The organism is Marinobacter sp. (assembly GCF_048269445.1).
Lineage (GTDB): Bacteria > Pseudomonadota > Gammaproteobacteria > Pseudomonadales > Oleiphilaceae > Marinobacter.
The window spans coordinates 214353-238696 of the sequence record NZ_JBLXIQ010000002.1 but is presented as its reverse complement, the minus strand read 5'-3'; the positions used below and the strand labels follow the sequence as shown (position 1 = coordinate 238696).

Annotated in this window: 20 protein-coding genes; 9 read left to right on the top strand and 11 right to left on the bottom strand. The window is 58.7% G+C overall.

The genetic code is table 11. The features are described from left to right. Positions 1 to 295: 295 nt before the first annotated feature. From ACN0XM_RS04365 to ACN0XM_RS04315, 11 genes are all read right to left on the bottom strand, one after another. Positions 296 to 487, bottom strand: a complete 192-nt coding sequence (locus tag ACN0XM_RS04365; RefSeq protein WP_417565697.1) for a hypothetical protein — start codon at positions 485 to 487, stop codon at positions 296 to 298. 474 nt (positions 488 to 961) lie between these two features. Continuing rightward, positions 962 to 1489: a hypothetical protein gene (locus ACN0XM_RS04360; RefSeq protein WP_417565696.1), complete on the bottom strand. Its 528-nt coding sequence runs from the start codon at positions 1487 to 1489 to the stop codon at positions 962 to 964. A 124-nt stretch (positions 1490 to 1613) separates the two neighbouring features. After that, positions 1614 to 1979: a DUF2306 domain-containing protein gene (locus ACN0XM_RS04355; RefSeq protein ID WP_417565695.1), complete on the bottom strand. Its 366-nt coding sequence runs from the start codon at positions 1977 to 1979 to the stop codon at positions 1614 to 1616. A 406-nt stretch (positions 1980 to 2385) separates the two neighbouring features. Further along, positions 2386 to 4086 carry an AMP-binding protein gene (locus tag ACN0XM_RS04350; protein ID WP_417565694.1) on the bottom strand — a complete coding sequence of 567 codons (1701 nt, stop codon included), beginning with the start codon at positions 4084 to 4086 and terminating at the stop codon, positions 2386 to 2388. 51 nt (positions 4087 to 4137) lie between these two features. Continuing rightward, entirely contained in the window at positions 4138 to 4716 is a 579-nt protein-coding gene (locus tag ACN0XM_RS04345) for a peroxidase-related enzyme (RefSeq protein WP_417565693.1), read from the bottom strand. A gap of 143 nt (positions 4717 to 4859) precedes the next feature. Next, the gene (locus ACN0XM_RS04340) at positions 4860 to 5768 is read right to left on the bottom strand and encodes a hydroxymethylglutaryl-CoA lyase (protein WP_417565692.1); all 909 of its coding nucleotides are present in this window, start codon (positions 5766 to 5768) and stop codon (positions 4860 to 4862) included. Next, a complete protein-coding gene (locus tag ACN0XM_RS04335) occupies positions 5768 to 7762 on the bottom strand; it encodes an acetyl/propionyl/methylcrotonyl-CoA carboxylase subunit alpha (RefSeq protein WP_417566064.1) in 1995 nt (664 codons plus the stop codon). The genes ACN0XM_RS04340 and ACN0XM_RS04335 overlap by 1 nt, the downstream gene beginning before the upstream one ends. Beyond that, positions 7762 to 8568 (bottom strand): enoyl-CoA hydratase-related protein, encoded by an 807-nt coding sequence (locus ACN0XM_RS04330; protein WP_417565691.1) that lies wholly within the window; start codon positions 8566 to 8568, stop codon positions 7762 to 7764. Before ACN0XM_RS04330 ends, ACN0XM_RS04335 begins: the two co-directional genes overlap by 1 nt. Positions 8569 to 8582: 14 nt before the next feature. Continuing rightward, entirely contained in the window at positions 8583 to 10127 is a 1545-nt protein-coding gene (locus ACN0XM_RS04325; RefSeq protein WP_417565690.1) for a carboxyl transferase domain-containing protein, read from the bottom strand. A 197-nt stretch (positions 10128 to 10324) separates the two neighbouring features. Next, a complete protein-coding gene (locus ACN0XM_RS04320) occupies positions 10325 to 11521 on the bottom strand; it encodes an isovaleryl-CoA dehydrogenase (protein WP_417565689.1) in 1197 nt (398 codons plus the stop codon). 23 nt (positions 11522 to 11544) lie between these two features. Beyond that, positions 11545 to 11991 carry a MerR family transcriptional regulator gene (locus ACN0XM_RS04315; protein ID WP_417565688.1) on the bottom strand — a complete coding sequence of 149 codons (447 nt, stop codon included), beginning with the start codon at positions 11989 to 11991 and terminating at the stop codon, positions 11545 to 11547. 105 nt (positions 11992 to 12096) lie between these two features. Between ACN0XM_RS04315 and ACN0XM_RS04310 the strand changes: the two genes are divergently transcribed. The 9 genes from ACN0XM_RS04310 (at position 12097) to ACN0XM_RS04270 (ending at position 24343) form a co-directional block, all read left to right on the top strand. After that, positions 12097 to 12858, top strand: coding sequence for an SDR family NAD(P)-dependent oxidoreductase (locus tag ACN0XM_RS04310; RefSeq protein ID WP_417565687.1), 762 nt, complete (start codon positions 12097 to 12099; stop codon positions 12856 to 12858). Positions 12859 to 12882: 24 nt separating this feature from the next. Beyond that, on the top strand, positions 12883 to 14034 hold the full coding sequence (locus tag ACN0XM_RS04305) for an acyl-CoA dehydrogenase family protein (protein WP_417565686.1): 1152 nt from the start codon (positions 12883 to 12885) through the stop codon (positions 14032 to 14034). A 17-nt stretch (positions 14035 to 14051) separates the two neighbouring features. After that, positions 14052 to 15233, top strand: a complete 1182-nt coding sequence (locus ACN0XM_RS04300; RefSeq protein WP_417565685.1) for an acetyl-CoA C-acyltransferase — start codon at positions 14052 to 14054, stop codon at positions 15231 to 15233. Between the two features lie 563 nt (positions 15234 to 15796). After that, entirely contained in the window at positions 15797 to 17107 is a 1311-nt protein-coding gene (locus tag ACN0XM_RS04295; protein ID WP_417565684.1) for a nucleotide sugar dehydrogenase, read from the top strand. 91 nt (positions 17108 to 17198) lie between these two features. After that, positions 17199 to 18683: a glycosyltransferase family 2 protein gene (locus tag ACN0XM_RS04290; RefSeq protein ID WP_417565683.1), complete on the top strand. Its 1485-nt coding sequence runs from the start codon at positions 17199 to 17201 to the stop codon at positions 18681 to 18683. 61 nt (positions 18684 to 18744) lie between these two features. Then, entirely contained in the window at positions 18745 to 19914 is a 1170-nt protein-coding gene (locus ACN0XM_RS04285) for a PilZ domain-containing protein (RefSeq protein WP_417565682.1), read from the top strand. A 14-nt stretch (positions 19915 to 19928) separates the two neighbouring features. Next, positions 19929 to 21305 (top strand): hypothetical protein, encoded by a 1377-nt coding sequence (locus ACN0XM_RS04280; protein ID WP_417565681.1) that lies wholly within the window; start codon positions 19929 to 19931, stop codon positions 21303 to 21305. A 5-nt stretch (positions 21306 to 21310) separates the two neighbouring features. Further along, positions 21311 to 22747 (top strand): alginate export family protein, encoded by a 1437-nt coding sequence (locus ACN0XM_RS04275; protein ID WP_417565680.1) that lies wholly within the window; start codon positions 21311 to 21313, stop codon positions 22745 to 22747. Positions 22748 to 22756: 9 nt separating this feature from the next. Next, on the top strand, positions 22757 to 24343 hold the full coding sequence (locus ACN0XM_RS04270; RefSeq protein WP_417565679.1) for a NosD domain-containing protein: 1587 nt from the start codon (positions 22757 to 22759) through the stop codon (positions 24341 to 24343). Position 24344 lies beyond the last annotated feature (1 nt).

The window sequence follows — 24344 nt, the reverse complement described above, 5'->3', positions numbered from 1 at the left end:
CCCACCATCCCCAGCGTCAGCATCGAGCCGCAGAAGAGGAGGAGGATCGTTTCGGGTACGCGTGCGTAGATGCCCGCCGTTACCCGCGTCTCATTTAGGTCGATCGTCTCGTTCAGTGAGTCAATGAACAGGGCCAGGACTTCAGATTCGGATGTGGCGCGGGCCAACTCCCCGGCGACTGACCAGAGCTTCTCTTGGAGCTCGACCGATCGAGCTATTCTCACTCGGACGTCTGCCAGATCGTCGGTCGCGATGCGCAGGGGAACGTACTCGCGGAGCAGATCCCGGATCTCGCTCAGGCCGGCTCTGGCAGGTAGCCGGCCCTGAGGTAAGTGGTGCCTATGGAATTCGCCCCGGCCAGCACCAGCCCGCGGCGCGTGTCGAAGCGATCGGATGCCATCCCCATCGCGACCGCGAGCAGGAACGCCATAAGGGCCAGGAGCGAGCCCACGATCATGCCCGTGGGGCCCTCCTTCTCGTCTTGCATGCGCTCCTGCCACCTATACCCATAGCGGTAACCAACCTCGATAACGGTCAGCGCGAAGATGGCGAACGCTACGAAGACGCCACCGATCGGCAGTGAATCAAGTATCTACTGGAAACTCACCGTCCCTCACGCTTCGGTAGTGGCCAGGTTCGCGAGATGTCGCGAATAGCCGTTATATCGGGCATAGAATAGTCCTTGTGTCATGCCGCCCAACGTTTTCATGAGGATGCCCGTTGGCGGACTCAATTGAAAGTACGCCAGGAAACCACTCACCGAATCGTTCTATGTTCGCAACATAATCGAATACGGCCTTTGCCGATCGATTGATTCTTAGGCCTTCTTTAGCGAGCAGATGCACGAGATTCTCTCCTTGAAACATAACGCCAATATTAAGCGGCCGGTTTGGAGGCGCACCACGCCGGAAAACCGGTCAGGTGGAGGCCCGCCAGGGCCGGAGTCGGTTCTGACGTGTTGTTAGGTCCGGGAATGCGTAATAGCCCGGGCCAATGATCGCCTCCAGCGGAACCCAAACACGATCGCTAGAGAGGCAAAAATACCCCCTCCGATCGCACAAGCAACGCTTACCTTCTTGGCCAGCCTCAACCGTTCCCGCCCCTGGCTCAATGTCAGTTCACCAGCATGAAGTCGCTCTTCTCCGGCATCAACCTTGTATTGTCCTTCGGCAACCTGTCGTTCTCCCTCGGCGATCTGCTCTCTACCCTCCTTCAGGCCCTTCCCGGCGTTTAGCAGCTTGTCCGCCCACTTCAGGAACAGGTTTTCTTCAGCTAGCGTGTACTCCTCCTTGCCCTCAGACAACTCGCGTCTTCCGGCGAGCAAGTCAACCTTGCCTTCCTCTAGCGCAGACTGTCCCTCTTCTAGCCGTCTTTGACCTTCGGCGATTTGGATCTCCCCGGCAGAAATGATTTTAGCGAGAAACAGATAGCCAGCTACCGACGCAACAGCCAATAGAATAAGGATTAGTAGCGTAAGAATCCTACCCATATTGTTTGCTTCGTACTTTTGTGAGCCTCAACGCCGAAAATAAGCGGCAGCCTTGGCAGAGCGAAGCGGCGACAAGGCTGTCCGGTGCAGGGCCGTCAGGCCCGGAACGTACTTGATTGACTTGTTAACCAAAAATCCACTGGTGGATTAGCCTACCTGGCGCCAGTGTGCCGAGTCCCGCACCAATAACCCCGTAAAAAGCGCCTACAGCAAACGCCCGGTGCCGTTTTATATTGCCAGTTCGGGCAGAATAGACGGAAACACCAACACAGACCAATATCCAGACAGAGAGCAGGTGGATAGGACTGTAACCCCAGAATAGGTCCATGAATCCAGTGAGCCAAAAAGACGAAATGGCCACAATGACCATGGCTGTCATCCAGGACCAACCAACCACTTTATGTACCTTGGTCCCTTTGCGCGCAAATAGCTGGCTAATCCCGGCCAGTAAAGCCCAGAGTGCTGCAGAAAGGTGAATAGTTATCGCCATCCCTGGCTCCTGAAACTGTGGTTAACAGCTTATTATACGAACACGTTCGTATATCACCCGTTCGTATAATTCCAATTGCAGTCGCTCAGGCGACCTCAAAAAATCTCTTTAAAACAACACCTAACCAAGATCCGCCATGGCTACCGCCGGAGTTATAAGCCTTGGTTGGTCTACTCTTCTCCCCCCAGGGAGGGCGTATAATTCCAGATCGTTAAAATACAGCTTTAACAGTATCAGATGCTTATAGAGGTTTCCCGCTCCTTCTCTGGAGTTTTGCGTACCGGTTCGTATAACTCCGGGCCGCAGCAGCCCTTGCATGGTCCCAGCTTCTCTGAGGTCGTACACAAAGCACAAACCCCAGCACATGGCTGGGGTTTGAGTCAGGAGCGGGATGGGGAAGGAGCGCTTACTTCTTCAACCCCATCTCCTCAATCGAAATCTCCCGCATCTTGAACTTCTGGATCTTCCCGGTCACGGTCATCGGGAATTCATCCACGAACTTGTAGTTTTTCGGGATCTTGAAGTGGGCGATCTTGCCCTTGCAGAAAGCCTGCAGGTCTTCTGCGGTTACTGGAGCCGCTTCGGGGGCCAGTTTCACCCAGGCGATCAGCTCTTCACCGTATTTTTCATCGGGAATGCCGGTTACCTGCACTTCCTCGATGGCGGGGTGGGTGTAGAGGAACTCCTCGATTTCTTTCGGGTAGATGTTCTCACCGCCGCGGATGACCATGTCCTTGATGCGGCCGACGATCTGGATGTAGCCCTCTTCGTCCATGGTGGCCAGGTCGCCGGTGTGCATCCAGCCGGCGGCGTCGATGGCTTCGCGGGTTTTTTCCTCGTTGTTCCAGTATTTCAGCATCACGCTGTAGCCACGGGTGCACAGCTCGCCGATCTCGCCGCGTGGCACCACGTTGCCATTGGCCGGGTCGACGATCTTGGTTTCCAGGTGCGGCTGGGTGCGGCCCACGGTGGTGACCTGCTTCTCGAACGGGTCGAGGGAGCTGGTCTGGGTGGATACCGGGCTGGTCTCTGTCATGCCGTAGGCGATCTGCACCTCTTTCATGTTCATCTTGCTGTTTACTTTCTTCATGATCTCCGCCGGGCAGATGGAGCCTGCCATAATGCCGGTGCGCAGGTGCGAGAGGTCATAGCTTTCGAAGTCCGGGTCGCCCAGCTCCGCGATGAACATGGTGGGTACGCCGTACAGGGCGGTGGCCTTTTCCTGGTGGACCGCTTGCAGCACGGCTTTCGGTTCGAAACCCTCGGAGGGGTAGATCATCGCGGAACCATGGGTGATGCAGCCCAGGTTGCCCATGACCATGCCAAAGCAGTGGTACAGGGGCACCGGGATGACCAGGCGGTCTTTGTCTGTCAGGCGCTGGCTCTCGCCCACAAAGTACCCATTGTTAAGGATGTTGTGATGGGTGAGGGTGGCGCCTTTGGGGTTGCCGGTGGTACCGGAGGTGAACTGGATGTTGATGGGGTCATCGAACTGCAGTTCGCCCTGGCGTTTGTCCAGATCGTCCTCGGAGACGTCGCTGGCGAAGGCCCTGAACTCTTCCCAGGTCCACATGCCGTCGTGCTTGTCTTCGTGCATGTTGATTACGGCACGAAGGTCCGGTACGTGGTCGGCCTTGAGCTTGCCGGGGGCGCTGTGTTTCAGCTCCGGCGCCAGCTCGTAGATCATTTGCCGGTAGTTAGAGCCTTTGAAGGCGTCTGCCGTTACCAGCGTGGTGATGCCGGCCAGGTTCAGGGCGTATTGCAGCTCGTGTACGCCATAGGCCGGGTTGATGTTCACCAGGATGGCGCCCACTTTTGCAGTGGCGAACTGGGTAACGGTCCACTCATATCGGTTGGGGGACCAGATACCCACGCGATCACCGCGCTTCACTCCGATGGCCATGAACGCTCGGGCGGCTTCGTCGACCTTTTCCACAAACTCTTTGTAGGTCCAGCGAATGTCCTGGTGCAGGCACACCAGGGCTTCGTTGTCTGGGTACTGTTCGGCGGTGCGGTCCAGCATTTCACCGATGGTCATGCCCAGCAGGGGCTTTTCCGCGGTACCGCTCGTATAACTGGGGTAGGTGCCTGGTAGAGTCTTGCTCATATCTCTGCCTCCATTGTTGTTGTATTCGAGGGCGAGCAGGGTTGCGACCTGCTAGCGACTCTGACTGTGATACTCGGGGTTAGGTTGCATATCGCTGGCAATCGCCACGCGGTTAGACATGTTGTAGAAACCGATCAGGTTGCTGAGATCCCAGATGCCGCGATCGCTGAGGCCGGCATCTCGCAGGGCCTGAATGTCGTCTTCGGTGACGGTGGCCGGTGAGCGGGTGAGGTGGGATGCAAAATCCAGCATGGCCCGCTGGCGCTTGTCGAGTTTGGCGCTGCGGTAGTTCATCACCATGTGCTCGCCCAGCTGGGGATTGCCGCTCAGTACCCGCACGGCGGCGCCGTGGGCGACGAGGCAGTAGAAGCATTTGTTCTCTGAGGAGACCACCACGGCCACCATTTCCCGCTCCAGTTTGCTCAGCTCGCTTTCGCCCATCATCAGTTCGTTGTACAGACGGGTGAAGCCTTCGAGCTGTTTGAGGTTCTGGCTGTATGCAGTGAGTACATTGGGGATCATGCCCAGCTTTTCCTGGCAGATCTGGAAGTACTTCTGGGTGTCTTCCGGCGTGTCGTCGATCTCCGGGATGGGGAGATCCAGGGCCACTACATTTTTATTCTGAGTCATTGACTACTCCTAGCCTGCGAGTTCGGTGCCTTGGCGGGCGGGAACAGCTTCCCAGGACACGCTGTAAATACGTCCGTGTACGCTTGACTGCAGCATCCATGCTGCAGACAGTCCTGGGAAGCTGTTCCCGCCCGCCAACTTGATCATTGGCAGTTACCGCCCATTGCCTGGCCGACTTTTGAACCGTTGTGGCGATTCAGTTGGCTGCATATCCAGTCGCCGGTTGCGACAAGCTTTTCCAGATCGACACCGGTTTTGATGCCAAGGCCGTTGAGAAGATATAGCACGTCTTCGGTGGCGACGTTGCCGGAGGCGCCCTTGGCGTAAGGGCAGCCGCCGAGGCCGGCGACAGAGGCATCAATCACTGAAACGCCTTCTTCCAGCACCGCATACAGGTTGGCCAGGGCCTGGCCATAGGTGTCGTGGAAATGCGCGGCCAGTTTTTCCATGGGCACATGGGCGGCGACGGCTTCGAGCATGCGTTTGGCTTTGATCGGGGTGCCCACGCCGATGGTGTCGCCCAGGGAGATTTCGTAGCAGCCCATGTCGTAGAGGGCCTTGGCGACGGTGGTGACCTGTTCGGGCGCGATATCGCCTTCGTAGGGGCAGCCCAGCACGGTGGAGACGTAGCCGCGCACCGGGATGCCGGCTTTGCCGGCGGCTTCCATCACTGGCAGGAAGCGGTCGAGGCTTTCGGCGATGGAGCAGTTGATGTTTTTCTGGCTGAAGGATTCGGAGGCGGCGCCGAACACGGCCACCTCGTCCACGCCCGCCGCCAGGGCGTTTTCGAAGCCCTTGAGGTTGGGGGTGAGCACCGAGTAGCGCACGCCGGCCTTGCGATTGATGCCGGCCATGACTTCGGCGGCGTCGCCCATTTGTGGCACCCATTTCGGGGACACAAAGCTGGCGGCTTCGATGTGGCTCAGGCCGCTGTCGGCCAGTCTGTCAATCAGCCCGGTTTTGATGGCGGTGGCGATCACCGGGCCGGGCTCGTTCTGGAGTCCGTCCCGGGGGCTCATTTCCACCAGGCGAACCTGTTTGGGAAAGGCCATCAGCTTGCCTCCTCGTCATCGACTTCAATGGCAATCAGTTCAGCACCTTCGGAGACCTGGTCGCCCTCGGCGAAGAAGATCTCGGTGACTACACCGGCGGCCGGGGCCTTGATGGCGTGTTCCATTTTCATGGCTTCCATAATCACCAGAGTCTGGCCGGCGGTCACCTGGTCACCCACCTTGGCCTGTACGGCCACGATGGCACCGTTCATGGGCGCGGCCAGGCTGCCTTCGCCGGCCATTTCCTCAAAGCCGTAGCTTTCCTTGTACACGGTGCAGTTGAAGGTGTCACCCTCGTAGAACAGCACCAGTTGGTCGTTGTGCAGGTTGCCGTGGATGCTGATGCGGTGGCCGTTGATGACGGCCTGCAGGTAATCGTCATCCAGGCGGGCGGTGAGGTTGTAAACGCTGTCGCCCACGAACACCTGGTAGCGGTCGTCCCGTTCCAGGATCCTCAGGTCGTGAATCTCTTCACCCACCTGCAGTTGCAGGGGCTGGGCGTACTCGGAGTTCATGCGCCAGCTGTTCTGGCGGCCAAACGGCGACCAGGGGTCGGTGCTGACCACTTCCCGGGATTTGCGCTGCTCCAGTACGAAGCCGGCAGCCAGCACCAGGGCCTTGTGGGTATCGAGCCGGGATTTCGGGAACAGCAGTTCCCGGTGGTCGTCAATAAACCCGGTGGTCAGCTCCGCTTCCCGGAACGGCTGGGCATCGGCCAGGGCGTGCAGGAACCGGATGTTGGTTTTCACGCCGGCAATGCGGTAGTGCTCCAGAGCCTGGACCATGCGATTGATGGCCTGGTCCCGGGTTTCATCCCATACGATGAGCTTGGCGATCATCGGGTCGTAGTGGATGCTGATGTCGTCGCCTTCGGTAACGCCGGTATCCACCCGCACATGCGCGCTCTCATCCGGAGTGCTCAGGTAGCGCAGGTTGCCGGTGGCGGGCAGAAAGTCCTGGTCCGGATCTTCGGCGTAGATACGCGCTTCCAGGGCGTGGCCCCGGGTTTTTACCTGGGACTGCTCCAGCGGCAGGGGCTCGCCCCAGGCGACTTTCAGCTGCCATTCCACCAGGTCCTGGCCGGTGACCATTTCAGTGACCGGGTGCTCGACCTGCAGGCGGGTATTCATTTCCATGAAGAAGAAGGAGCCGTCCACGTCGTAGAGGAATTCGACGGTGCCGGCACCCACGTAGTTGATGGCCTGGGCGGCTTTTACCGCCGCTTCGCCCATGGCTTTGCGGGTTTCCTCACTCAGGCCCGGGGCTGGCGCTTCTTCCAATACCTTCTGGTGGCGGCGCTGAACAGAACAGTCGCGCTCCGCCAGGTAGACGCCGTTGCCGTCCTGGTCACAGAACACCTGAATTTCCACGTGTCGTGGCTGGGTCAGGTAGCGCTCGATGAGCATGTCGGGGTTGCCGAAGGCGTTCTTCGATTCCCGTTTGGCGGCGGCCAGGGCGTCGTCAAAGTCTTCCATGCGCCCGACGACGCGCATGCCTTTACCGCCACCCCCGGCGACGGCCTTGAGCAGCAGCGGGAAGCCGCACTTTTCGGCTTCGGCGCGGAGGATTTCAGGAGACTGGTCATCACCGTGGTAGCCAGGCACCAGGGGCACGCCGGCCTTTTCCATGATGGCTTTGGCGGCCGACTTGGAGCCCATGGCGGCAATGGCCGAGGAGGGCGGGCCGATGAACACCAGGTTGTTGGCTTCGCAGGCTTCGGCAAAGCCGGTGTTTTCCGAGAGGAAGCCGTAACCCGGATGAATGGCCTGGGCACCGCTCTTTTTGGCAATCTCGATAATCTTGTCAGCCCGCAGGTAGCTCTCGGAGCTGGGCGCAGGGCCGATGTGGAAGGCTTCGTCGGCCATGGCCACGTGCCGGGCATTGGCGTCGGCCTCAGAATAAACGGCGACGCAGCGAATGCCCATGCGGTGGGCGGTTTGTATGATCCGGCAGGCGATTTCGCCCCGGTTGGCAATGAGGATTTTACTGAACATCATTCTTTCTCCGGAACCCAGTTGGCCTTTCGCTTGTTCAGGAAGGCACTGAGCCCTTCCTGCCCCTCTTCACCCACCCGGATATCCGCAATGCGGTGCGCGGTGTCTTCAATCACTTCTTTATTGATGGGCTTTTGGCTGACGGCAAATACCAGGTCCTTGGCGGCCCGCATGGCTTCCGGGCCGTTGCTGGCCAGTTGCTGCACCATCTCGTTGCAACGGGCTTCCATGGCCTTGGCATCGTCGCAGACGATATGCACCAGGCCGTACTCCTGTGCCTGCCGGGCGCTGAACACTTCGGCGGAAATGAAGTACCGTCGGGCCTGGCGTTCGCCGATGGCGCGCACCACGTAGGGGCTGATAACCGCCGGGATCAGGCCGAGCTTCACTTCGCTCAGACAGAAGCTGGACTGTTCGGTGGCGATGACAATGTCGCAGCAGGCTGCCAGGCCGACGGCTCCGCCATAGGCCGCACCTTGCACCAGGCCAATCACCGGCTTGCGCAGGCCATTGAGGACTTCCATCAGCCTTGCCAGCTGGCGGGCATCGTCCAGGTTTTCCTTGTGGCCGTTGTCGGCCATTCGGCGCATCCAGCCAAGGTCGGCCCCGGCGGAGAAGTGCTTGCCTTCGGAGCGCAGGATCACCACTTTGGTTTTGCTGTTGGAGCTCACCTCGGTGAGGGTGTTGATCAGTTGCTGGATGATCACATCGTCAAAGGCGTTGCGTTTGTCCGGGCGGTTCAGGACCACCTCGGCGACGCCGTGATCGCGATGCTTGAGCAGAACTGCGGATTCGGTGTCTGTCATGTCATTCTCCCCGATTACATCCGGAACACGCCAAAGCGTGTCGGTTTGGCCGGGCGGTTAAGTGTGGCAGACAGGCTCAGGGCAACCACTTCGCGGGTCTGGGCCGGGTCAATCACGCCGTCGTCCCACAGTCGCGCGCTGGCGTAGTAGGGGTGGCCCTGGTGCTCGTAAGTGTCGATGATCGGCTGCTTGAATTTGGCCTCTTCCTCGGCACTCCAGTCCTGGCCTTTACGTTCCATGCCTTCGCGTTTAACAGTGGCCATGACGCCGGCGGCCTGTTCGCCACCCATCACGGAGATGCGGGCGTTGGGCCACATCCACAGGAAATCCGGGCTGTAGGCGCGGCCACACATGCCGTAGTTGCCGGCGCCGAAGCTGCCGCCGATCAGTACGGTGATCTTGGGCACGTTGGCGCAGGCCACGGCCATGACCATTTTGGCGCCGTGTTTGGCGATGCCTTCGGCCTCGTATTTCTGGCCCACCATGAAGCCGGTGATGTTCTGCAGGAACAGCAGCGGGATGTTGCGCTGGCAGCAGAGCTCGACGAAGTGGGCGCCTTTCTGGGCCGACTCACCGAACAGGATGCCGTTGTTGGCGATGATGCCCACGGGGTAGCCATGAATGTGGGCAAAGCCGGTCACCAGGGTCTGGCCGTAGTAGCGTTTGAATTCGTCAAACTCGGAGCCGTCAACGACTCGGGCGATCACGTCGCGCACGTCGAACTGTTTGCGCAGATCGGTACCGACGATGCCGTAGATTTCCTCGGCATCGTACAGCGGTGCTTTTGGCTTGCGGATCTCGACGTCCGTTGGTTTGCGGCGGTTGAGGTTGGAGACGCAGCGACGGGCGATTTCCAGGGCGTGGGCGTCGTTTTCGGCGTAATGATCGGCAACACCGGAGATTTTGCAGTGTACGTCGGCGCCGCCAAGATCTTCGGCGCTGACCACTTCACCGGTGGCGGCTTTCACCAGCGGTGGGCCGGCCAGGAAGATGGTGCCCTGGTTGCGGACAATGATGGATTCGTCGGCCATGGCCGGCACGTAGGCGCCGCCGGCGGTACACAGGCCCATGACAACGGCGATCTGGGGGATGTCGTCGGCAGACATGCGGGCCTGGTTGTAGAAGATGCGGCCGAAGTGGTCGCGGTCCGGGAAGACTTCGTCCTGTCTTGGCAGGTTGGCGCCGCCGGAGTCTACGAGGTAGATGCAGGGCAGGCGGTTCTGCAGGGCGATATCCTGGGCGCGCAGGTGTTTTTTCACCGTCAGCGGGTAGTAGCTTCCGCCCTTAACCGTCGCATCATTGGCGATGATCATGCATTCGGTGCCGGAGACGCGTCCTACGCCGGTGATGACGCCCGCTGCGGGAACTTCTTCATCGTAGACGTTGTAGGCGGCGAACTGGCCGATTTCCAGGAAGGGGGAGCCGTCGTCCAGGAGGCGGTTGATGCGCTCCCGTGGCAGCAGTTTGCCCCGGGCGATGTGGCGTTCCTGGTAGGAGGGGCCGCCACCTTGCTGGATGTTGGAGACTTTGTCCCGCAGGTCCGCTACGGCGGTTGCCATGGAGTCCTGGTTGGCCTGGAATTCGTCAGACCTCGGGTTTATTTTGCTTTTGGAGAATTGTCTTTGTCGTGGTCCCTCGCGTTGGGGGCGCGGGGCTGGAGGGCGCAATTCGAGAACCGCTGACACGTCCGTGTGCGCTTCTCTTCGGCCATCCATGGCCTACGACATTTTCGGAACGCCGCCCCTCCAGCCCCTTGTCATACATTGGAAGCTGGGGCTCTTCCTTTATTGTTCAGGAACAGCTCTCGGCCGATTAGCATTCGGCGGATTTCCGACGTGCCGGCACCGATTTCGTAGAGTTTGGCGTCCCGCAGCAGGCGGCCTGTCGGGTATTCGTTGATGTAGCCATTACCGCCGAGCAGCTGGATGGCGTCCAGCGCGATTTTGGTGGCCATTTCGGCGGAGTAGAGGATGGCGCCGGCGGCGTCTTTACGGGTGGTTTCAGCACCACGGTCGGCGGACATGGCGACCATGTAAACGTAGGATTTGGCGGTGTTCATCCAGGTGTACATGTCGGCGACTTTACCCTGTACCAGTTCGAATTCGCCGATGGCCTGGCCAAACTGTTTGCGCTCGCGGATGTAGGGGACGACCACGTCCATTGCTGCCTGCATGATGCCCAGCGGGCCGCCGGAGAGAACAAGGCGTTCGTAGTCGAGACCGCTCATCAGGACTTTGGCGCCGTTGCCTTCGCCGCCGAGGATGTTTTCACGGGGGACCTTGCAGTCCTGGAATACCAGTTCGCAGGTGTTGGAGCCGCGCATGCCGAGCTTGTCGAGTTTCTGGTGGCGGCTGAAGCCTGGTGCGTCGCGCTCTACGATGAAGGCGGTGACGCCCCGTGAGCCGGCCTGGGTGTCGGTTTTGGCGTAGATGACGTAGGTGTGAGCGTCCGGGCCATTGGTGATCCACATTTTGGTGCCGTTCAGCACGAAGTGATCGCCTTCGTCGCGGGCGGAGAGCTTCATGGAGATTACGTCGGAGCCGGCGTTGGGCTCAGACATGGCCAGGGCGCCGATGTGTTCGCCGCTGACCAGTTTTGGCAGGTATTTTTGTTTCTGTTCTTCGGTGCCGTTGCGGTGAATCTGGTTTACGCACAGATTGGAGTGGGCACCGTAGGACAGGCCAACGGAAGCGGAGGCCCGGCTGATTTCTTCCATGGCGATAACGTGTGCCAGGTAGCCCATGTCGGAGCCGCCGTATTCTTCACTCACGGTGATACCCAGCAGGCCCATGTCGCCCATTTTCCGCCACAGGTCCATGGGGAACTCGTTGTTGCGGTCGATTTCCTCGGCCCGGGGTGCAATTTCGGCAGCGGCGAAGCCGTTGATCTGTTCGCGCAGCATGTCGAGGGTCTCGCCAAGACCGAAGTTGAGTTCTGAGTACTGTGATTTCATCGTTGGCTACCTTTGGTTTTCTGTCATTTGTGTTCAGCGGTCTGCCTGGTTTTGTCGTCGGCCAGGGCCTGCTGTTTCTTTTTCTTTTGCAGCTCTGCCAGTGCTTCACGGCACCGGGTTTCGGCTGTGTCTATTTCCATTTCCGCCTGGGCAATGTCGTTCTTTTGTTGTTCCATCTGGGCACGCTTGTTGGCCAGAATGGTCAGCATCTTGTACAGCTGTTTCTCGTTGCCGCTGAGGGTTTCGTCCCACAGGTCAAACAGTTCTTTGGTTTCGGCCAGGGAGAAGCCCATGCGTTTCCCCCGGAGGATGAGTTTCAGCCGGACTCTGTCCTTGGAGCTGAAGATCCTGGTCTGCCCGCGCCGCGAGGGCTTGAGCAGCTCCTGATCTTCGTAGAAACGAATGCTCCGGGTTGTCACATCGAACTCTTTGGCGAGCTCGCTGATGCTGTAGGTCTTCTTTATGTCCATTGGGATTTCCTTTTTAGACTTAGGTTAGATAAAGTTTACGTAAACGTAAAGTAGTTTTAGGGTCCGATTTTTAACAAACAGAATCCGGAAAAGGGGGAACGAACGATGGAATTCAAAAATGTGGCAGCCATTGTAACAGGTGGGGCTTCGGGGCTGGGTGAGGGCGCTGCCCGCGCGCTGGCGGCCGCCGGATGCAAGGTGGCTATCCTGGATCTTCAGAAGGAACAGGGTGAAAAGGTCGCTGCAGACATCGGCGGGATTTTCCTGGAGTGCGATGTAAGCTCTCCGGAGAGCGCTGAGGCAGCCATCACCAAGGCTCGGGAAGCCCACGGTCATTGCGGTATTGCGGTGAACTGTGCCGGTATTGCCACCGCCTCAAAGATTCTGGGTCGCGACGGTGTGATGCCGCTGGAGAACTTCAGCAAGGTTATTCAGGTCAATCTGATTGGCACCTTCAACATTCTGCGCCTCGCTGCAGCGGATATGGCACAGCGTGAGCCGAACGCCGATGGCGAGCGCGGGGTGATCATCAATACCGCATCGGTGGCAGCTTACGAGGGGCAAATCGGCCAGGCAGCTTACAGTGCCTCAAAGGGTGGTGTGGTGTCGTTGACCCTGCAATCGGCCCGTGAGCTGGCTCGCGAGGGTATCCGTGTAAATACGATTGCACCAGGCCTGTTCATGACCCCCATGATGGCGGGTATGCCCGAGGAGGTTCAGGAGAGCCTGGCGGCCACGCTGCCGTTTCCGAAGCGCCTCGGCAAGCCGGAGGAGTTCGGCATGATGGTGGACCAGATGGTGCGCAACCCGATTCTCAATGGCGAAGTGATTCGTCTGGACTGCGCGCTTCGCATGGCGCCGAAGTGAAGCATTCAATTGCAGGAGTCATTCATGACTATGTCTGTTGATAAAGAAGAATTGGCGATGTTCCGGGATTCCGTCATCAAGGTCCTGGAGAAGGAAGTCGCGCCGCACTACGAAGCCTGGGAAAAATCCGGCATCGTGCCCCGGGAGCTGTGGAACACCCTTGGCAACGCCGGCATGCTGTGTGTCGATGTGCCCGAGGAGTGCGGGGGTATTGGCGCACCCTTCCAGTTTTCCGTGGTGGTGGGTGAGGAGCTTGCCCGCATGGGGTTCGGCGCCTTGTCCACCAACGTGATGGTGCACTCGGACATCGTTGCGCCCTACCTCAGCCACCTTGCCAGCGAAGAGCAGAAGCAGCAGTGGTTGCCAAGGCTGGTCTCCGGGGAGGCGGTGGGCGCCATCGCCATGACCGAGCCGGGTGCCGGCAGTGACCTGCAGGCTATCCGCAGCAGCGCGGTGAAGGATGGCGACGACTATATCCTGAACGGCTCCAAGACCTTCATTACCAACGGCCAGCATGCGGACATGGTGATCGTGGCCGCGAAGACCGACCCGAAAGCCGGTGCCCGTGGCATCAGCCTGTTCCTGGTAGACACGTCACTGCCGGGTTACAGCAAGGGCCGGAACCTGGACAAGATCGGCCAGCATTCCGGCGACACCTCCGAGATGTTCTTCTCGGATATGCGTATTCCGTCCTCTGCGCTTTTGGGCGAGGAAGGGCAGGGCTTCATGTACCTGATGCGTGAATTGCCCCGTGAACGGCTGGTGATCGGTGCCCTCGGCGTGGCCGCGGCCCGTGGCTCCCTGGATCTGACCATTGCCTACGCCCAGGAGCGGGAACTGTTTGGCCAGAAACTGGCCCAATTGCAGAACACCCGTTTCGAAATCGCCCGCATGGAAACCGATTATCGGGTGAACAAGGCCTTCGTGGACCAGTGTATCGACCAGTACGACCACGGCGAGCTGGATGCCCCGACCGCCTCCATGGCCAAGTACAGCGCCACCGAAATGCAGTGCCGGGTTGCTGATGGCTGTCTGCAGCTGTTCGGTGGCTACGGTTACACCACCGAGTACCCGATTTCCCGGAACTTTATTGATGCCCGGGTGCAGCGGATTTACGGCGGCACCTCGGAAGTGATGAAAGAAATTATTGCCCGGTCTGTGCTGGGCAAAGCCTGATTGAGTGAGGAACGGTTATGAGTGACAACAGCGTAGTGATTGCAGGTTCCGCCAGGACACCCATGGGCGGCATGATGGGCTCCCTGAGCTCGGTGCGTTCTCCGCAGCTGGGTGCGGCATCCATCAGAGCCGCCATAGAGCGCTCTGGCCTTCAGCCGGCGGACATTCAGGAAGTGATCATGGGCTGCGTGCTGCCCGCCGGCCTCGGCCAGGCCCCGGCCCGGCAAGCCTCACGGGCCTCGGGTATTCCGGACAGCTCCGGCTGTACCACCATCAACAAGATGTGTGGCTCCGGCATGCAGGCGGTGATCATGGCCCATGACCAGATCAAGGCGGGCACCAATAACATCATGATTGCCGGTGGCATGGAAAACATGAGCCAGGCGCCATACCTGCTGCCCAAGGCTCGTGCCGGCATGCGCATGGGCCATGGCCAGGTGCTGGACAGTATGTTTCTGGACGGCCTGGAAGACGCCTACGAAGGCGGCTTAATGGGCGTCTTCGCCCAGCGCACCGCCGACAAGTACGACATCAGCCGGCAGGCGATGGATGAGTTTGCCATCGGCTCACTGCAGAAATCCCTGGCAGCCATCGAAAACGGCTGGTTCCGGGACGAGATTGTTCCCGTGACGGTCGCCGGTCGTGGCGGTGACACCGAAGTGGACATCGACGAGCAGCCGGGCAACGCCAAGCCGGAGAAAATCCCGCACCTCAAGCCGGCCTTTGCCAAAGACGGCTCGGTTACGGCCGCCAACTCCAGCTCCATCAGTGATGGCGCCTCTGCTCTGGTGCTTGCCTCGGCAGCTGAGGCCGATGCGCGCGGGCTGACGCCACAGGCGAGGATTGTGGCCCACGCCACGCACGCCCGTTTGCCGGCCGAGTTCACCCTGGCGCCCATTGGTGCCATTGAGAAGGTTCTGAAGAAAGCCGGCTGGAGCGTGGACGACGTGGATCTGTTCGAGATCAACGAAGCTTTTGCGGTGGTTACCCTGGCCGCAATTAATGAGCTCAAGCTCCCGGCCGAGAAGGTCAACGTCCATGGCGGCGCCTGTGCCCTCGGGCACCCGATTGGTTCCTCCGGTTCGCGGATCATCGTTACCCTGATGAACGCCCTGAAGCAGCGTGGCCTTAAGCGTGGTGTGGCTTCGCTGTGTATTGGTGGTGGTGAAGGCACAGCGGTCGCCATTGAGTTGATGTAAAAACCGGTTTTACTCGGTGGGCTCGCTCCGCAATGGAGCGGGCCGATCTGGCGGTTTTGGGCTGCTTAATGCGCATTTATTCGGTTCCGCAAGCCGAAGTTCCGCCGCTACAACCCGACGGCACGACGGAGCGCCTGTTTCAGTTCCATCTGAATATTCTGGCCTGAGAAGAATTGCGAATATCCCTCCCCCTCCATTTGTTCCATTTGGAATATCAATCTCTAGAATTTCTCTTCTTATATGTATTAGAGGACAACATGTCCTGTGATTAACAATTTTTAAATGGTCGAAAATCAGCCATTTGACTTACCTCTGTATAAGTTCCCTGCACACCAATAAATGTTACATGTATTTGATTTAGATAATAAAAATTATCTTTTCGTAAGCGGAGTTTAACGTTTAGTTACGATAGGTTTCTGGCTGTCGGAACGCGGTGGCGGAGTGAAGTCATGTCCGGGTGGCTGTTCACCATCACGTTCTCCTAATTCGATCCGGTGGTTCGGCCGGACACTGCAAGGTTCATCTTTGGTGGGCCATTGAGACGACAGTCAGGGAGTAGGGAAATGCGAATCAGTATTTTTGGTCTGGGGTATGTGGGTGCGGTGTGCACTGCGAGCCTTGCTCAGCGAGGGCATCACGTGGCTGGAGTGGACGTGTCTCCGGTCAAGATTGACCTGATCAACAGAGGCAAATCGCCGATCGTCGAGCCGGGGCTGGAGGAGTTGCTTCAACTCGGTCGCAAGAATGGCTACATCACCGGCGTAACGGATGGTCATGTGGCGGTTCAGGAAAGCGAACTCTCGATGATCTGTGTCGGTACCCCGAGCAAGGATAACGGCGACCTGGAGCTTCAGTTCGTGGAAAAAGTCTGTGGAGACATTGGCAACGCCTTACGGGACAAGGGCGACTGGCACTTGGTAGTGGTGCGCAGCACGGTATTGCCAGGAACGGTTCGCGATGTGGTCATTCCCGCCCTTGAACGGGCATCTGGAAAACAGGCCGGTGTCGATTTCGGGGTTTGTGTAAACCCGGAATTCCTGCGCGAAAGCACCGCAATCAAGGACTACGATCATCCACCTATCACGGTCATTGGTGAGCTGGATGAGCGTTCCGGGGATCTTTTGGCCCGCATTTATGAGGACCTCGACGCACCGATCATTCGCAAGCCCATCGAAGTGGCTGAGATGATCAAGTACACCTGCAACGTCTGGCACGCCACCAAAGTGAGCTTTGCCAACGAGATCGGCAACATTGCGAAGTCCATGGGCGTCGACGGCCGCGATGTGATGGATGTGGTCTGCCAGGACAAGAAGCTCAACATTTCACGCTATTACATGCGCCCCGGGTTTGCTTTTGGCGGCTCCTGTCTGCCGAAGGATGTGCGAGCACTAACTTATCGGGCAGGCCAGATGGATGTGAAGCATCCGTTGCTCAGTTCAATTATGAGCAGCAACAACGAGCAAGTGGCCCATGCGTTCAAAATTCTGACGGGTTACGGCAGCCGCAAGATCAGCATGTTGGGCCTGAGCTTCAAATCCAATACCGATGATCTCCGTGAAAGCCCCTTGGTGGAACTGGCCGAGATGCTGATTGGTAAGGGCTATGACCTGCAGATTTTTGACCGCAACGTGGATTACGCCCGAACTCACGGCGCTAATCGCGAATACATCAACCAGAAGATCCCCCATCTCTCGAACCTGATGCACAGCGATCTTCGGGGTGTAATCGACCATGCCGATGTCATCGTTGTGGGCAACAACGATGAGTTGTTCGAAACCGTGATTTCCGAAGTTCCCGAGGGAAAACGGGTTGTGGATCTTGTGGGTTTCATGAAATCCACAACGACCGATGTGCTCGAAGGCATCTGCTGGTAGTGACCGGTTAAGGGGCGCCCCACAGGCCTGCTGAAGGGCCGGAGCGCCCGGTCTGACACGGGCACGGAACGAACTCTCAGGAACCTGCGGCATGTCTTACATCTCAGACAATCCAGTATCCAGAACCGGTGGCTGGCTGCTACTTCTCGCGGCACTCGGTGCATTGGCGGTTTCCCTGCCAACTACCTACACGGTGAGAGGCGGGGAGCACTTTCTTCTGGTGGTCGGTGTGATTGGTATCTGGCGGTATTCCGTGGGTATCACGCACTTTCTGCGTGCAATGTATTTTCTCAAATGGGCCTACCCCAGGCTCCGTCGTCAGGCCCTGGCACTGGGCGAATCAGCCGCGCCGTCGCACGTCTATCTGATGGTGACCAGCTTCCGGATTGACTCCGGTACCACCGCGATGGTGTATCGCTCAATCATCAGTGAGGCCATTGAGTGCCAATGGCCTGTCACCATCGTAGCCTCGGTGGTCGAACTCTCCGATGAGATGATCATGCGGGCTCTGTGGCGGAATATGGACCCGCCTGATCACATCCAGCTGAAGATCGTGCGCATACCGGGCACCGGCAAGCGAGATGGCCTGGCCTATGGTTTCCGCGCTATTTCCAGGGATCTGCCGGATGAAAATGCCGTGGTCGCCGTTGTGGACGGTGACACGGTGCTGGACCCGGGCGTGGTGCGTAAAACCGCGCCTTATTTCCGACTGATGCCCAACGTAGGCGCTCTCACCACCAACGAGTTCTGCGAGGTGCGCGGCAGCTATCTGATGTCTGAATGGCACAAGCTGCGATTCGCCCAACGCCACATGAATATGTGCTCCATGGGGTTGTCACACCGGGTGCTCACGCTCACCGGCCGGATGTCGGTGTTTCGGGCCAGTGTGGTAACCCGCCCGGAATTTATCTCCGATGTGGAGTACGACTCGCTGAAGCACTGGCGGCTGGGTGAATTTCGTTTTCTCACCGGCGATGACAAGTCCAGTTGGTACAGCATGATGCGGCTGGGTTACGACACCTTCTACGTGCCCGATGCCTCAATCCGAACGGTAGAACATCCGCCAGACCCGAGTTTCATTCGGTCGGCCAGACAGTTGATGTTCCGCTGGTATGGCAACTCCCTGCGGCAGAATTCCCGGGCCACCAAACTGGGCCCCCGGCGACTTGGGTGGTTTACCTGGTACGTGCTTTTTGATCAGCGTATTTCCATGTGGACCAGCATTCTCGGCCTCACCGCCGCGATCGTCGCCGCCATCAAGTACTCAGGGCTGGTGCTAGTGGCCTACCTGCTGTGGATCGGTCTTACCCGGCTGTTGCTGACCCTTTTGCTGACGGCCACCGGACACCGGGTGGGGCCGGCTTACCCATACATTCTCTATTTCAACCAGATCTTCGGGTCGCTGGTGAAAATATATGTCTTTTTCCGTCTTGATCGCCAGTCGTGGACGCGACAGAAAACCCGATTCAGTTCCGATAAGGCGTCATTCCAGCAAAGGATGAATCGCTGGTCGTCACGGATCATGACTCTATCGGCGGGCAGCGTTTTTCTGGCGGTCGTTATGAAACTGGTATGACTCGGCGGGAGGGGTTCCCCATGCATCCATCATCTAATGAAAACAGATAAGGGCTAGAACAATGAATACGGCAGCAGTTGCACCGCAATTCGTTCACGAATCCGAGGCTCAGCGGCAGTACGCCCGGGTCAGAATACCGGCACGGTTGTTTGTGAAGCTGGACGGCAGCACGTACAAATTTCCAGTTTCCGACCTCTCCGCTGGTGGCTTCAGTCTGAACACCGGGCTGGAATCTTTTCGACAGGGCCGGCTATACAACGGGCGCTTGGTTTTCAAGGTGGACGGCTTTGATTTCGCGATTGAAGTCAGCTTCGTGCCCCGGAATTTCGATTCGACCAACGATCGTTGCGGATGTGAGTTCCAGAACCTCGGGGCCCGTGAGGTCTCGGCATTGCGTTATCTGATAACCGCGTTCCTCAGTGGCGAGGTGGTGTCTGCTGGCGACGTTCTCAACACCCTGTCCCGTGAAAATTTCACCAAGGCCCGGAAGAGCAAGGGGAGCCAGGATCTTGGATTTTTCGGCAAGCTCAGGGCCATGGTGGGCAGCCTGATCGTAATGCTGATCGGATTGTTTGCCATCAGTTTTGTGGCCTCTGAACTGTGGGACATCTACTTCGTCACCAAGGCAGAGTCGGCGATGGTGGCATCGGAGGAGATCCCGGTACGGATCCCAAAGGATGCCAAGGTCACCACATTGGTTAAGCAGGGGCAGGTGGTCAAGGCCGGTGAAGCCATCGCTACCTTCGACGCACCGATGCTTTCCTACGTCAATGATCTGGTTGGTGAAGGCAGCTATAGCGTGGGGCAAATCGAGGAGCTGCTGGATCAGCGGGTACGGGGAACGTTGACCAGTCCCTGCGACTGCAAGGTGATTAACCTCCGGTCTGCGGAAAATCAGTACATGAGCAGAGGCGAGCAGCTGGCGGTTGTAGCGCCGATGGACGCAACGGCCCATGTGATTGCCAACTTCCGGTTTGAGCAAGGCGAGAAACTTGAGGAAGGTCAGCAGGTGATACTTCGACTGCCAAATGGTGTGGAGCAGACTGGCCGTATCACATCCCTGTACGTGAACAGCCAGGTCCAGAGTGGGGCCATTGATGTTATCAGCGCCTCAATTGAGTCTGACCAGCCCCTGCCAACCGGCTCGATTGGGCGTCCGATTGGTGTCACCGTCGACCAGTTCCGGCTGCCAAGCCTGGAAAAAGTGGTTGACCGGTTCGTGGAAGGTTGAGGGGGTTGCAAGGCATGTTCCGTCAAGGGTGCATTACCAGCCTTCTCGCCCTGGCCCTGGCCGGGTGCGGCAACCTTCCCGATATTCAGCGGGCCGAGCGGGCGGCGGCGACTGGAAACGTCGAGCAGGCTCGTGCGCAGCTTGAGGAGCTGGCTCGGTTCGGTCTGGCTGATGCCCAGGTGGAGCTGGGTGACCTCTACGCAGACGCGGACACCCCCAAGGCCCGTCAGAAGGCTCTGGACTTGTACCAGAAAGCAGCGGCGCAGGGCAGCGAACGGGCTGTTATCCGGATCGGAAAAATGAATGCCCGCGAGGGCGCGACATTTGAGCAGAGGGCCAATGGTGCGCAATACCTCAGGAAGGCACTGGTGGAGGGCGACAAGTCCGCACTGATTCCGTTGGTGAATCTATATATGAACTACCCCCGGGAATTTCCGGATAGCGAGCCCCTTGAACTCATCAACCAGGCCCGCGCTAATGGCGATCCACGGGGCGATGTGGCTCTGGCGCGCTATTACGTGCTGAACGGCCAGTTCGAAGCTCGGGCGGATGACATTGAAGCGCTGTGTGTGCCGATTGCCGAGGCTCAGCCAGACTGCTTCCAGTTGCTGGCGCGGGTGTATCTCACCCAGGGGCGAAGCGACGACTTCAAGGCACTGGTTAGCCGGGTTACCAACGGGTGGCGGGAAGGGGCCATTGAGGATCGGGATCTGTACCTGTTCGCCCGCTGGCTATCGGACGATGAATCGCCACAGAAGCAGGTCGCCACCACCAACGAACTCTACACCCTGCTGACACCGGACTACGTGCCGGCACTGACTGCCCGGGCCAAGCTGATCATGGAGAACACCTACCTGGCAGAGCCAGAGGTGGTGCTGGATATGCTCAACCGAGCGCGGGCCAGCGGCGATCTTAAGGCCTCGTTGTCCCTGGCAAGGGCCTATGAACGGGGCAGGATCGTAACGGCGGACCCGGAAAAGGCAATCAAGTACGCCGAGGAGGCGAGGGCAAAATACCCATCTGCCGATTACCTGCTGGGCCGCATTTACAAACGCGGTTACCTCGGTGAGCCGGACCCGGAGAAGGCCACGTTTTATCTGCTGACCGCTGCCCGTCGGGGCTTCCCGAAAGCGGATTATGCCCTGGCGGAACTCTTCTGGGAGGCAAAAGGCATCGAGATGAATCGTCGATACGCCTGGAGCTTTGCGCTGCTGGCCCATGAAGGGGGGGTCAAACGAGCCAAGGCGCTGCTTCTGGAGATGGTGCCGACCATGCCACACGACGTCGAAATGGCAGCCGAAGCGCTCTATAAGCGAGAGCGCGCGGCCCGCCGCCAACTGCTCGCAAAGGGCACTGATGGCGCCGCGAAGACCACGGAACAAGGAGGATAAGCTCAATGCAGCTTAAAAAATACGATCAATTTACGCGCCTCGCGCTGTCGGTCAGTTGTCTGGCCTCGATGGGGGCGATGCCCACCCTGGCCCAGTCCAATAACCAAAGTGAGCTGGAACAGAGCTATCCGAGACTGGTGGAGCAGAGCATCCGTTCCAAAATCAGTGTCATCAGCGAGGGTGATCGCCTCCTCGGTTTGGGCTCGGATGGCGCCACCAAATCCACGGAGGCCGGTCTCGATATAAAACCGGAATGGGTCTGGCAGCTATCCCCGGACTGGCGTTCTAAGGTGCGCCTGCAAGCCTTTGGTGCAACCGGCCAGGTTGATGTCAGTGACGAAATTGGCGGCACCACCACCGATGGCTTTTTTGCCCTGCGGGAAGCCTGGCTGGACTATAACGGTTTCAGTGATTATCCGGGCGAGTCCATTCGTTTCGGTCGTGAACGGATAAAGGAAAACAGCGGCCTGTGGTGGGACGACGATATCACATTGGCCCGCTGGATCTTTGATACCTCATTGCTGGATAGCACCGTCGGTGTGGCCCAGAAATTGGCCGAGATGCGCACGGATAATAACGAACTTCAGGACGAAGAGCAGGATATTACCCGGTTTTTCGCACGAACCCGCTGGCAGTGGCGCAAGAGCCACTACTTGGGCTTTCTGGTGACCCATGGCCAGGGGTCCGGCGACCAGGCCGAGGAAGCCGCGGCCCGAGGCCAGTCGTCCGATGAGATGTACACCGAATCACTGACCTGGGCGGCTGTTCAGGCCGACCGGGCCTATTTTGACTGGCATTCCCATGATGCTGTGCAGTATTTCGCCCAGGTGGGGGCGGTGCGCGGAACCGATTCCGTGGTTGGTCCTGATAGCACCGCCCCCAGCGGCTACAGGGCCCGGGAAAGGGATGTTTCCGGGTGGGCCGCGGATCTCGGTGTGCGGGCCCAGCTGGTGGACACGCCGCGCTGGGTTATCGGTGCCCATGGCGCTTACGCCTCCGGTGGTGATGACCGGGAAGGTACCGATGCGTTCCGGCAGACCAGCCTGGAGAGCAACAGCTCGCGCTTTACCGGCACTCGCTCCCAGGTCCAGCGCTTTGGCGAGGCTATCCAGCCGGAATGGAGCAATCTCAAAGTGCTTACTCTCTATACCGCGCTGTCTGACCGCGACACTTGGGACGCCAACCTACTTTATCACCGTTACTGGCTGAGTGATCAGGGGGACACGCTTCGTTCGGATCTTGTCGAGCCTGGTTTTAACGGCGCCAGTGACGACCTTGGTCAATCGGTGGATCTGGTGCTCGGTTACTACGGCGACGGCGGCTCGTGGGCGCCCTTCGATGTTCGCCTGCGCGGTGGCGTCTTCATGCCTGGTGATGCCTATGGCGAGCAGGCCGACGACATCAGGCATCGGGTGGTTCTGGATCTGTCCAAACGGTTCTGAGGAGAGCGCATGAAAACCCGGAAAACACTATGGGTCCTGTCTCTGTTGGTGACGATCCTCATACCGGTGACGGGGAGCGCGGCCGACGGGCTTTCCAGCGAATCCGCAACGCCTCCGCCGGTGTCGGCGCCCGCCCTGGAAGACTACGGCTTTGAGATCAAGTCCGGTGAGGAACTGTATCGGCCTGATCCGGTGCTTCCGGACCTGTCGCGGTTTTCCCGTGAGGCGGTGGAATCCCGGTTGGCGGAGCGGCCGGACCAGGCCCCCAATGTCACGGTGGAACGTATCGGCGATGTCAGTGCTCTCGGAGATTTTGTGGATGAAGGCCGGGCCCGGGAGTGGGTGATTCGCCAATTTTCCCATCCTCAGGCCATCCTGGTTAACAGCGGCAAGGTGACCCTGGAAGACGTTTATCGTCAGGTGGCTGACGCCCGGTATATGGAGCGGGCGGAAGACGGCACCTATATTGTCCGGCTGCCCCTCGTGGTTCGCCAAGGCGCCACATTGGTGATCCGGAATCAGACGCTGCGGTTGTCTGAGGAGCGCGGGGCTTTTTTTGCCAATGACGGCTGGTTGTTTGCCATCGACAGCAAGATCCTGGGCTGGCGTGAACAGGCCAATGGCCCATCAATCTTCAGAAAAAAGACGGATTTTCGCCCGTTCTTTGTCGGCTGGGGGGGCAGCGAAACATTTATCCTGGGTAGCACCATGGCTAACCTGGGTTACCAGCAGAGTAAATCCTACGGCTTTGCCATTGCCCAGTATTCAGAATACGACAATGCCAGGCTGCAACGCAGTGAACCCCACGCCTGGTTGGTGGAGTCCACTTTTGAAGACCTTTACTACGGCTTTTACTGCTACGAGGCCGAAGACGTTGCCATCGTCAATAACGTCTACCGGGACAACATCGTGTACGGCATCGATCCCCATGACTATTCCGAGGGGCTGATCATTGCCGGGAACGAGGTATATGGCACCCGGGAAAAGCACGGCATTATTATCTCCCGCCAAGTCAACAACAGCTGGATTATCGGGAACCGGAGCTATGACAACGGCTTGTCTGGCATCGTTCTGGATCGCCAGAGCCGCAACAACGTGGTGGCCAACAATGTTTCCCACGACAATCAGGGTGATGGTATCGGCTTGTATGAGTCGCCGGATAACCTGCTCTGGGGCAACCGGCTGATGAATAACCTTCGCAATGGCATCCGGGTCCGGAATAGCACTAATGTGGATCTGTACAACAACGTGGCGGTACTCAATGGCACCTGGGGTATCTACGGACAGTTGAAAGACCTGTCTGCCACCGACCGAAACTTCAAGGAGGATTTCTACGATTATGAGGTCTCGCTGACGGTGGTCGGCGGGGAGCTGGCGTCCAACGCCAGCGGCCCCATTTCTTCCGACAACCCTGAATACATTGCTCTCTACAACGTGGGGATGCGATTCCCGAGGTCCGCCGCAGGAATTCACTTTGAAGGCGTGCTAGGGCACTTCCAGATGCAGATCTTCGATGCCCTGCTGAACAAGGATCGGGCTGTTGTCATCAAGCCTTCCAACGTCGCGATGGGCAAAGTTACGCGGGTGGAGAACTGAC

What these genes read in the sequence shown, in the direction of transcription:
- ACN0XM_RS04275 (WP_417565680.1), top strand. Translation starts at nt 21,311, where the DNA reads ATGCAGCTTAAAAAATACGATCAATTTACGCGCCTCGCGCTGTCGGTC.
- ACN0XM_RS04345 (WP_417565693.1), bottom strand. Translation starts at nt 4,716, where the DNA reads ATGACTCAGAATAAAAATGTAGTGGCCCTGGATCTCCCCATCCCGGAG.
- ACN0XM_RS04310 (WP_417565687.1), top strand. Translation starts at nt 12,097, where the DNA reads ATGGAATTCAAAAATGTGGCAGCCATTGTAACAGGTGGGGCTTCGGGG.
- ACN0XM_RS04315 (WP_417565688.1), bottom strand. Translation starts at nt 11,991, where the DNA reads ATGGACATAAAGAAGACCTACAGCATCAGCGAGCTCGCCAAAGAGTTC.
- ACN0XM_RS04295 (WP_417565684.1), top strand. Translation starts at nt 15,797, where the DNA reads ATGCGAATCAGTATTTTTGGTCTGGGGTATGTGGGTGCGGTGTGCACT.
- ACN0XM_RS04320 (WP_417565689.1), bottom strand. Translation starts at nt 11,521, where the DNA reads ATGAAATCACAGTACTCAGAACTCAACTTCGGTCTTGGCGAGACCCTC.
- ACN0XM_RS04285 (WP_417565682.1), top strand. Translation starts at nt 18,745, where the DNA reads ATGAATACGGCAGCAGTTGCACCGCAATTCGTTCACGAATCCGAGGCT.
- ACN0XM_RS04335 (WP_417566064.1), bottom strand. Translation starts at nt 7,762, where the DNA reads ATGTTCAGTAAAATCCTCATTGCCAACCGGGGCGAAATCGCCTGCCGG.
- ACN0XM_RS04325 (WP_417565690.1), bottom strand. Translation starts at nt 10,127, where the DNA reads ATGGCAACCGCCGTAGCGGACCTGCGGGACAAAGTCTCCAACATCCAG.
- ACN0XM_RS04270 (WP_417565679.1), top strand. Translation starts at nt 22,757, where the DNA reads ATGAAAACCCGGAAAACACTATGGGTCCTGTCTCTGTTGGTGACGATC.
- ACN0XM_RS04340 (WP_417565692.1), bottom strand. Translation starts at nt 5,768, where the DNA reads ATGGCCTTTCCCAAACAGGTTCGCCTGGTGGAAATGAGCCCCCGGGAC.
- ACN0XM_RS04300 (WP_417565685.1), top strand. Translation starts at nt 14,052, where the DNA reads ATGAGTGACAACAGCGTAGTGATTGCAGGTTCCGCCAGGACACCCATG.
- ACN0XM_RS04350 (WP_417565694.1), bottom strand. Translation starts at nt 4,086, where the DNA reads ATGAGCAAGACTCTACCAGGCACCTACCCCAGTTATACGAGCGGTACC.
- ACN0XM_RS04280 (WP_417565681.1), top strand. Translation starts at nt 19,929, where the DNA reads ATGTTCCGTCAAGGGTGCATTACCAGCCTTCTCGCCCTGGCCCTGGCC.
- ACN0XM_RS04355 (WP_417565695.1), bottom strand. Translation starts at nt 1,979, where the DNA reads ATGGCGATAACTATTCACCTTTCTGCAGCACTCTGGGCTTTACTGGCC.
- ACN0XM_RS04290 (WP_417565683.1), top strand. Translation starts at nt 17,199, where the DNA reads ATGTCTTACATCTCAGACAATCCAGTATCCAGAACCGGTGGCTGGCTG.
- ACN0XM_RS04365 (WP_417565697.1), bottom strand. Translation starts at nt 487, where the DNA reads ATGCAAGACGAGAAGGAGGGCCCCACGGGCATGATCGTGGGCTCGCTC.
- ACN0XM_RS04360 (WP_417565696.1), bottom strand. Translation starts at nt 1,489, where the DNA reads ATGGGTAGGATTCTTACGCTACTAATCCTTATTCTATTGGCTGTTGCG.
- ACN0XM_RS04330 (WP_417565691.1), bottom strand. Translation starts at nt 8,568, where the DNA reads ATGACAGACACCGAATCCGCAGTTCTGCTCAAGCATCGCGATCACGGC.
- ACN0XM_RS04305 (WP_417565686.1), top strand. Translation starts at nt 12,883, where the DNA reads ATGACTATGTCTGTTGATAAAGAAGAATTGGCGATGTTCCGGGATTCC.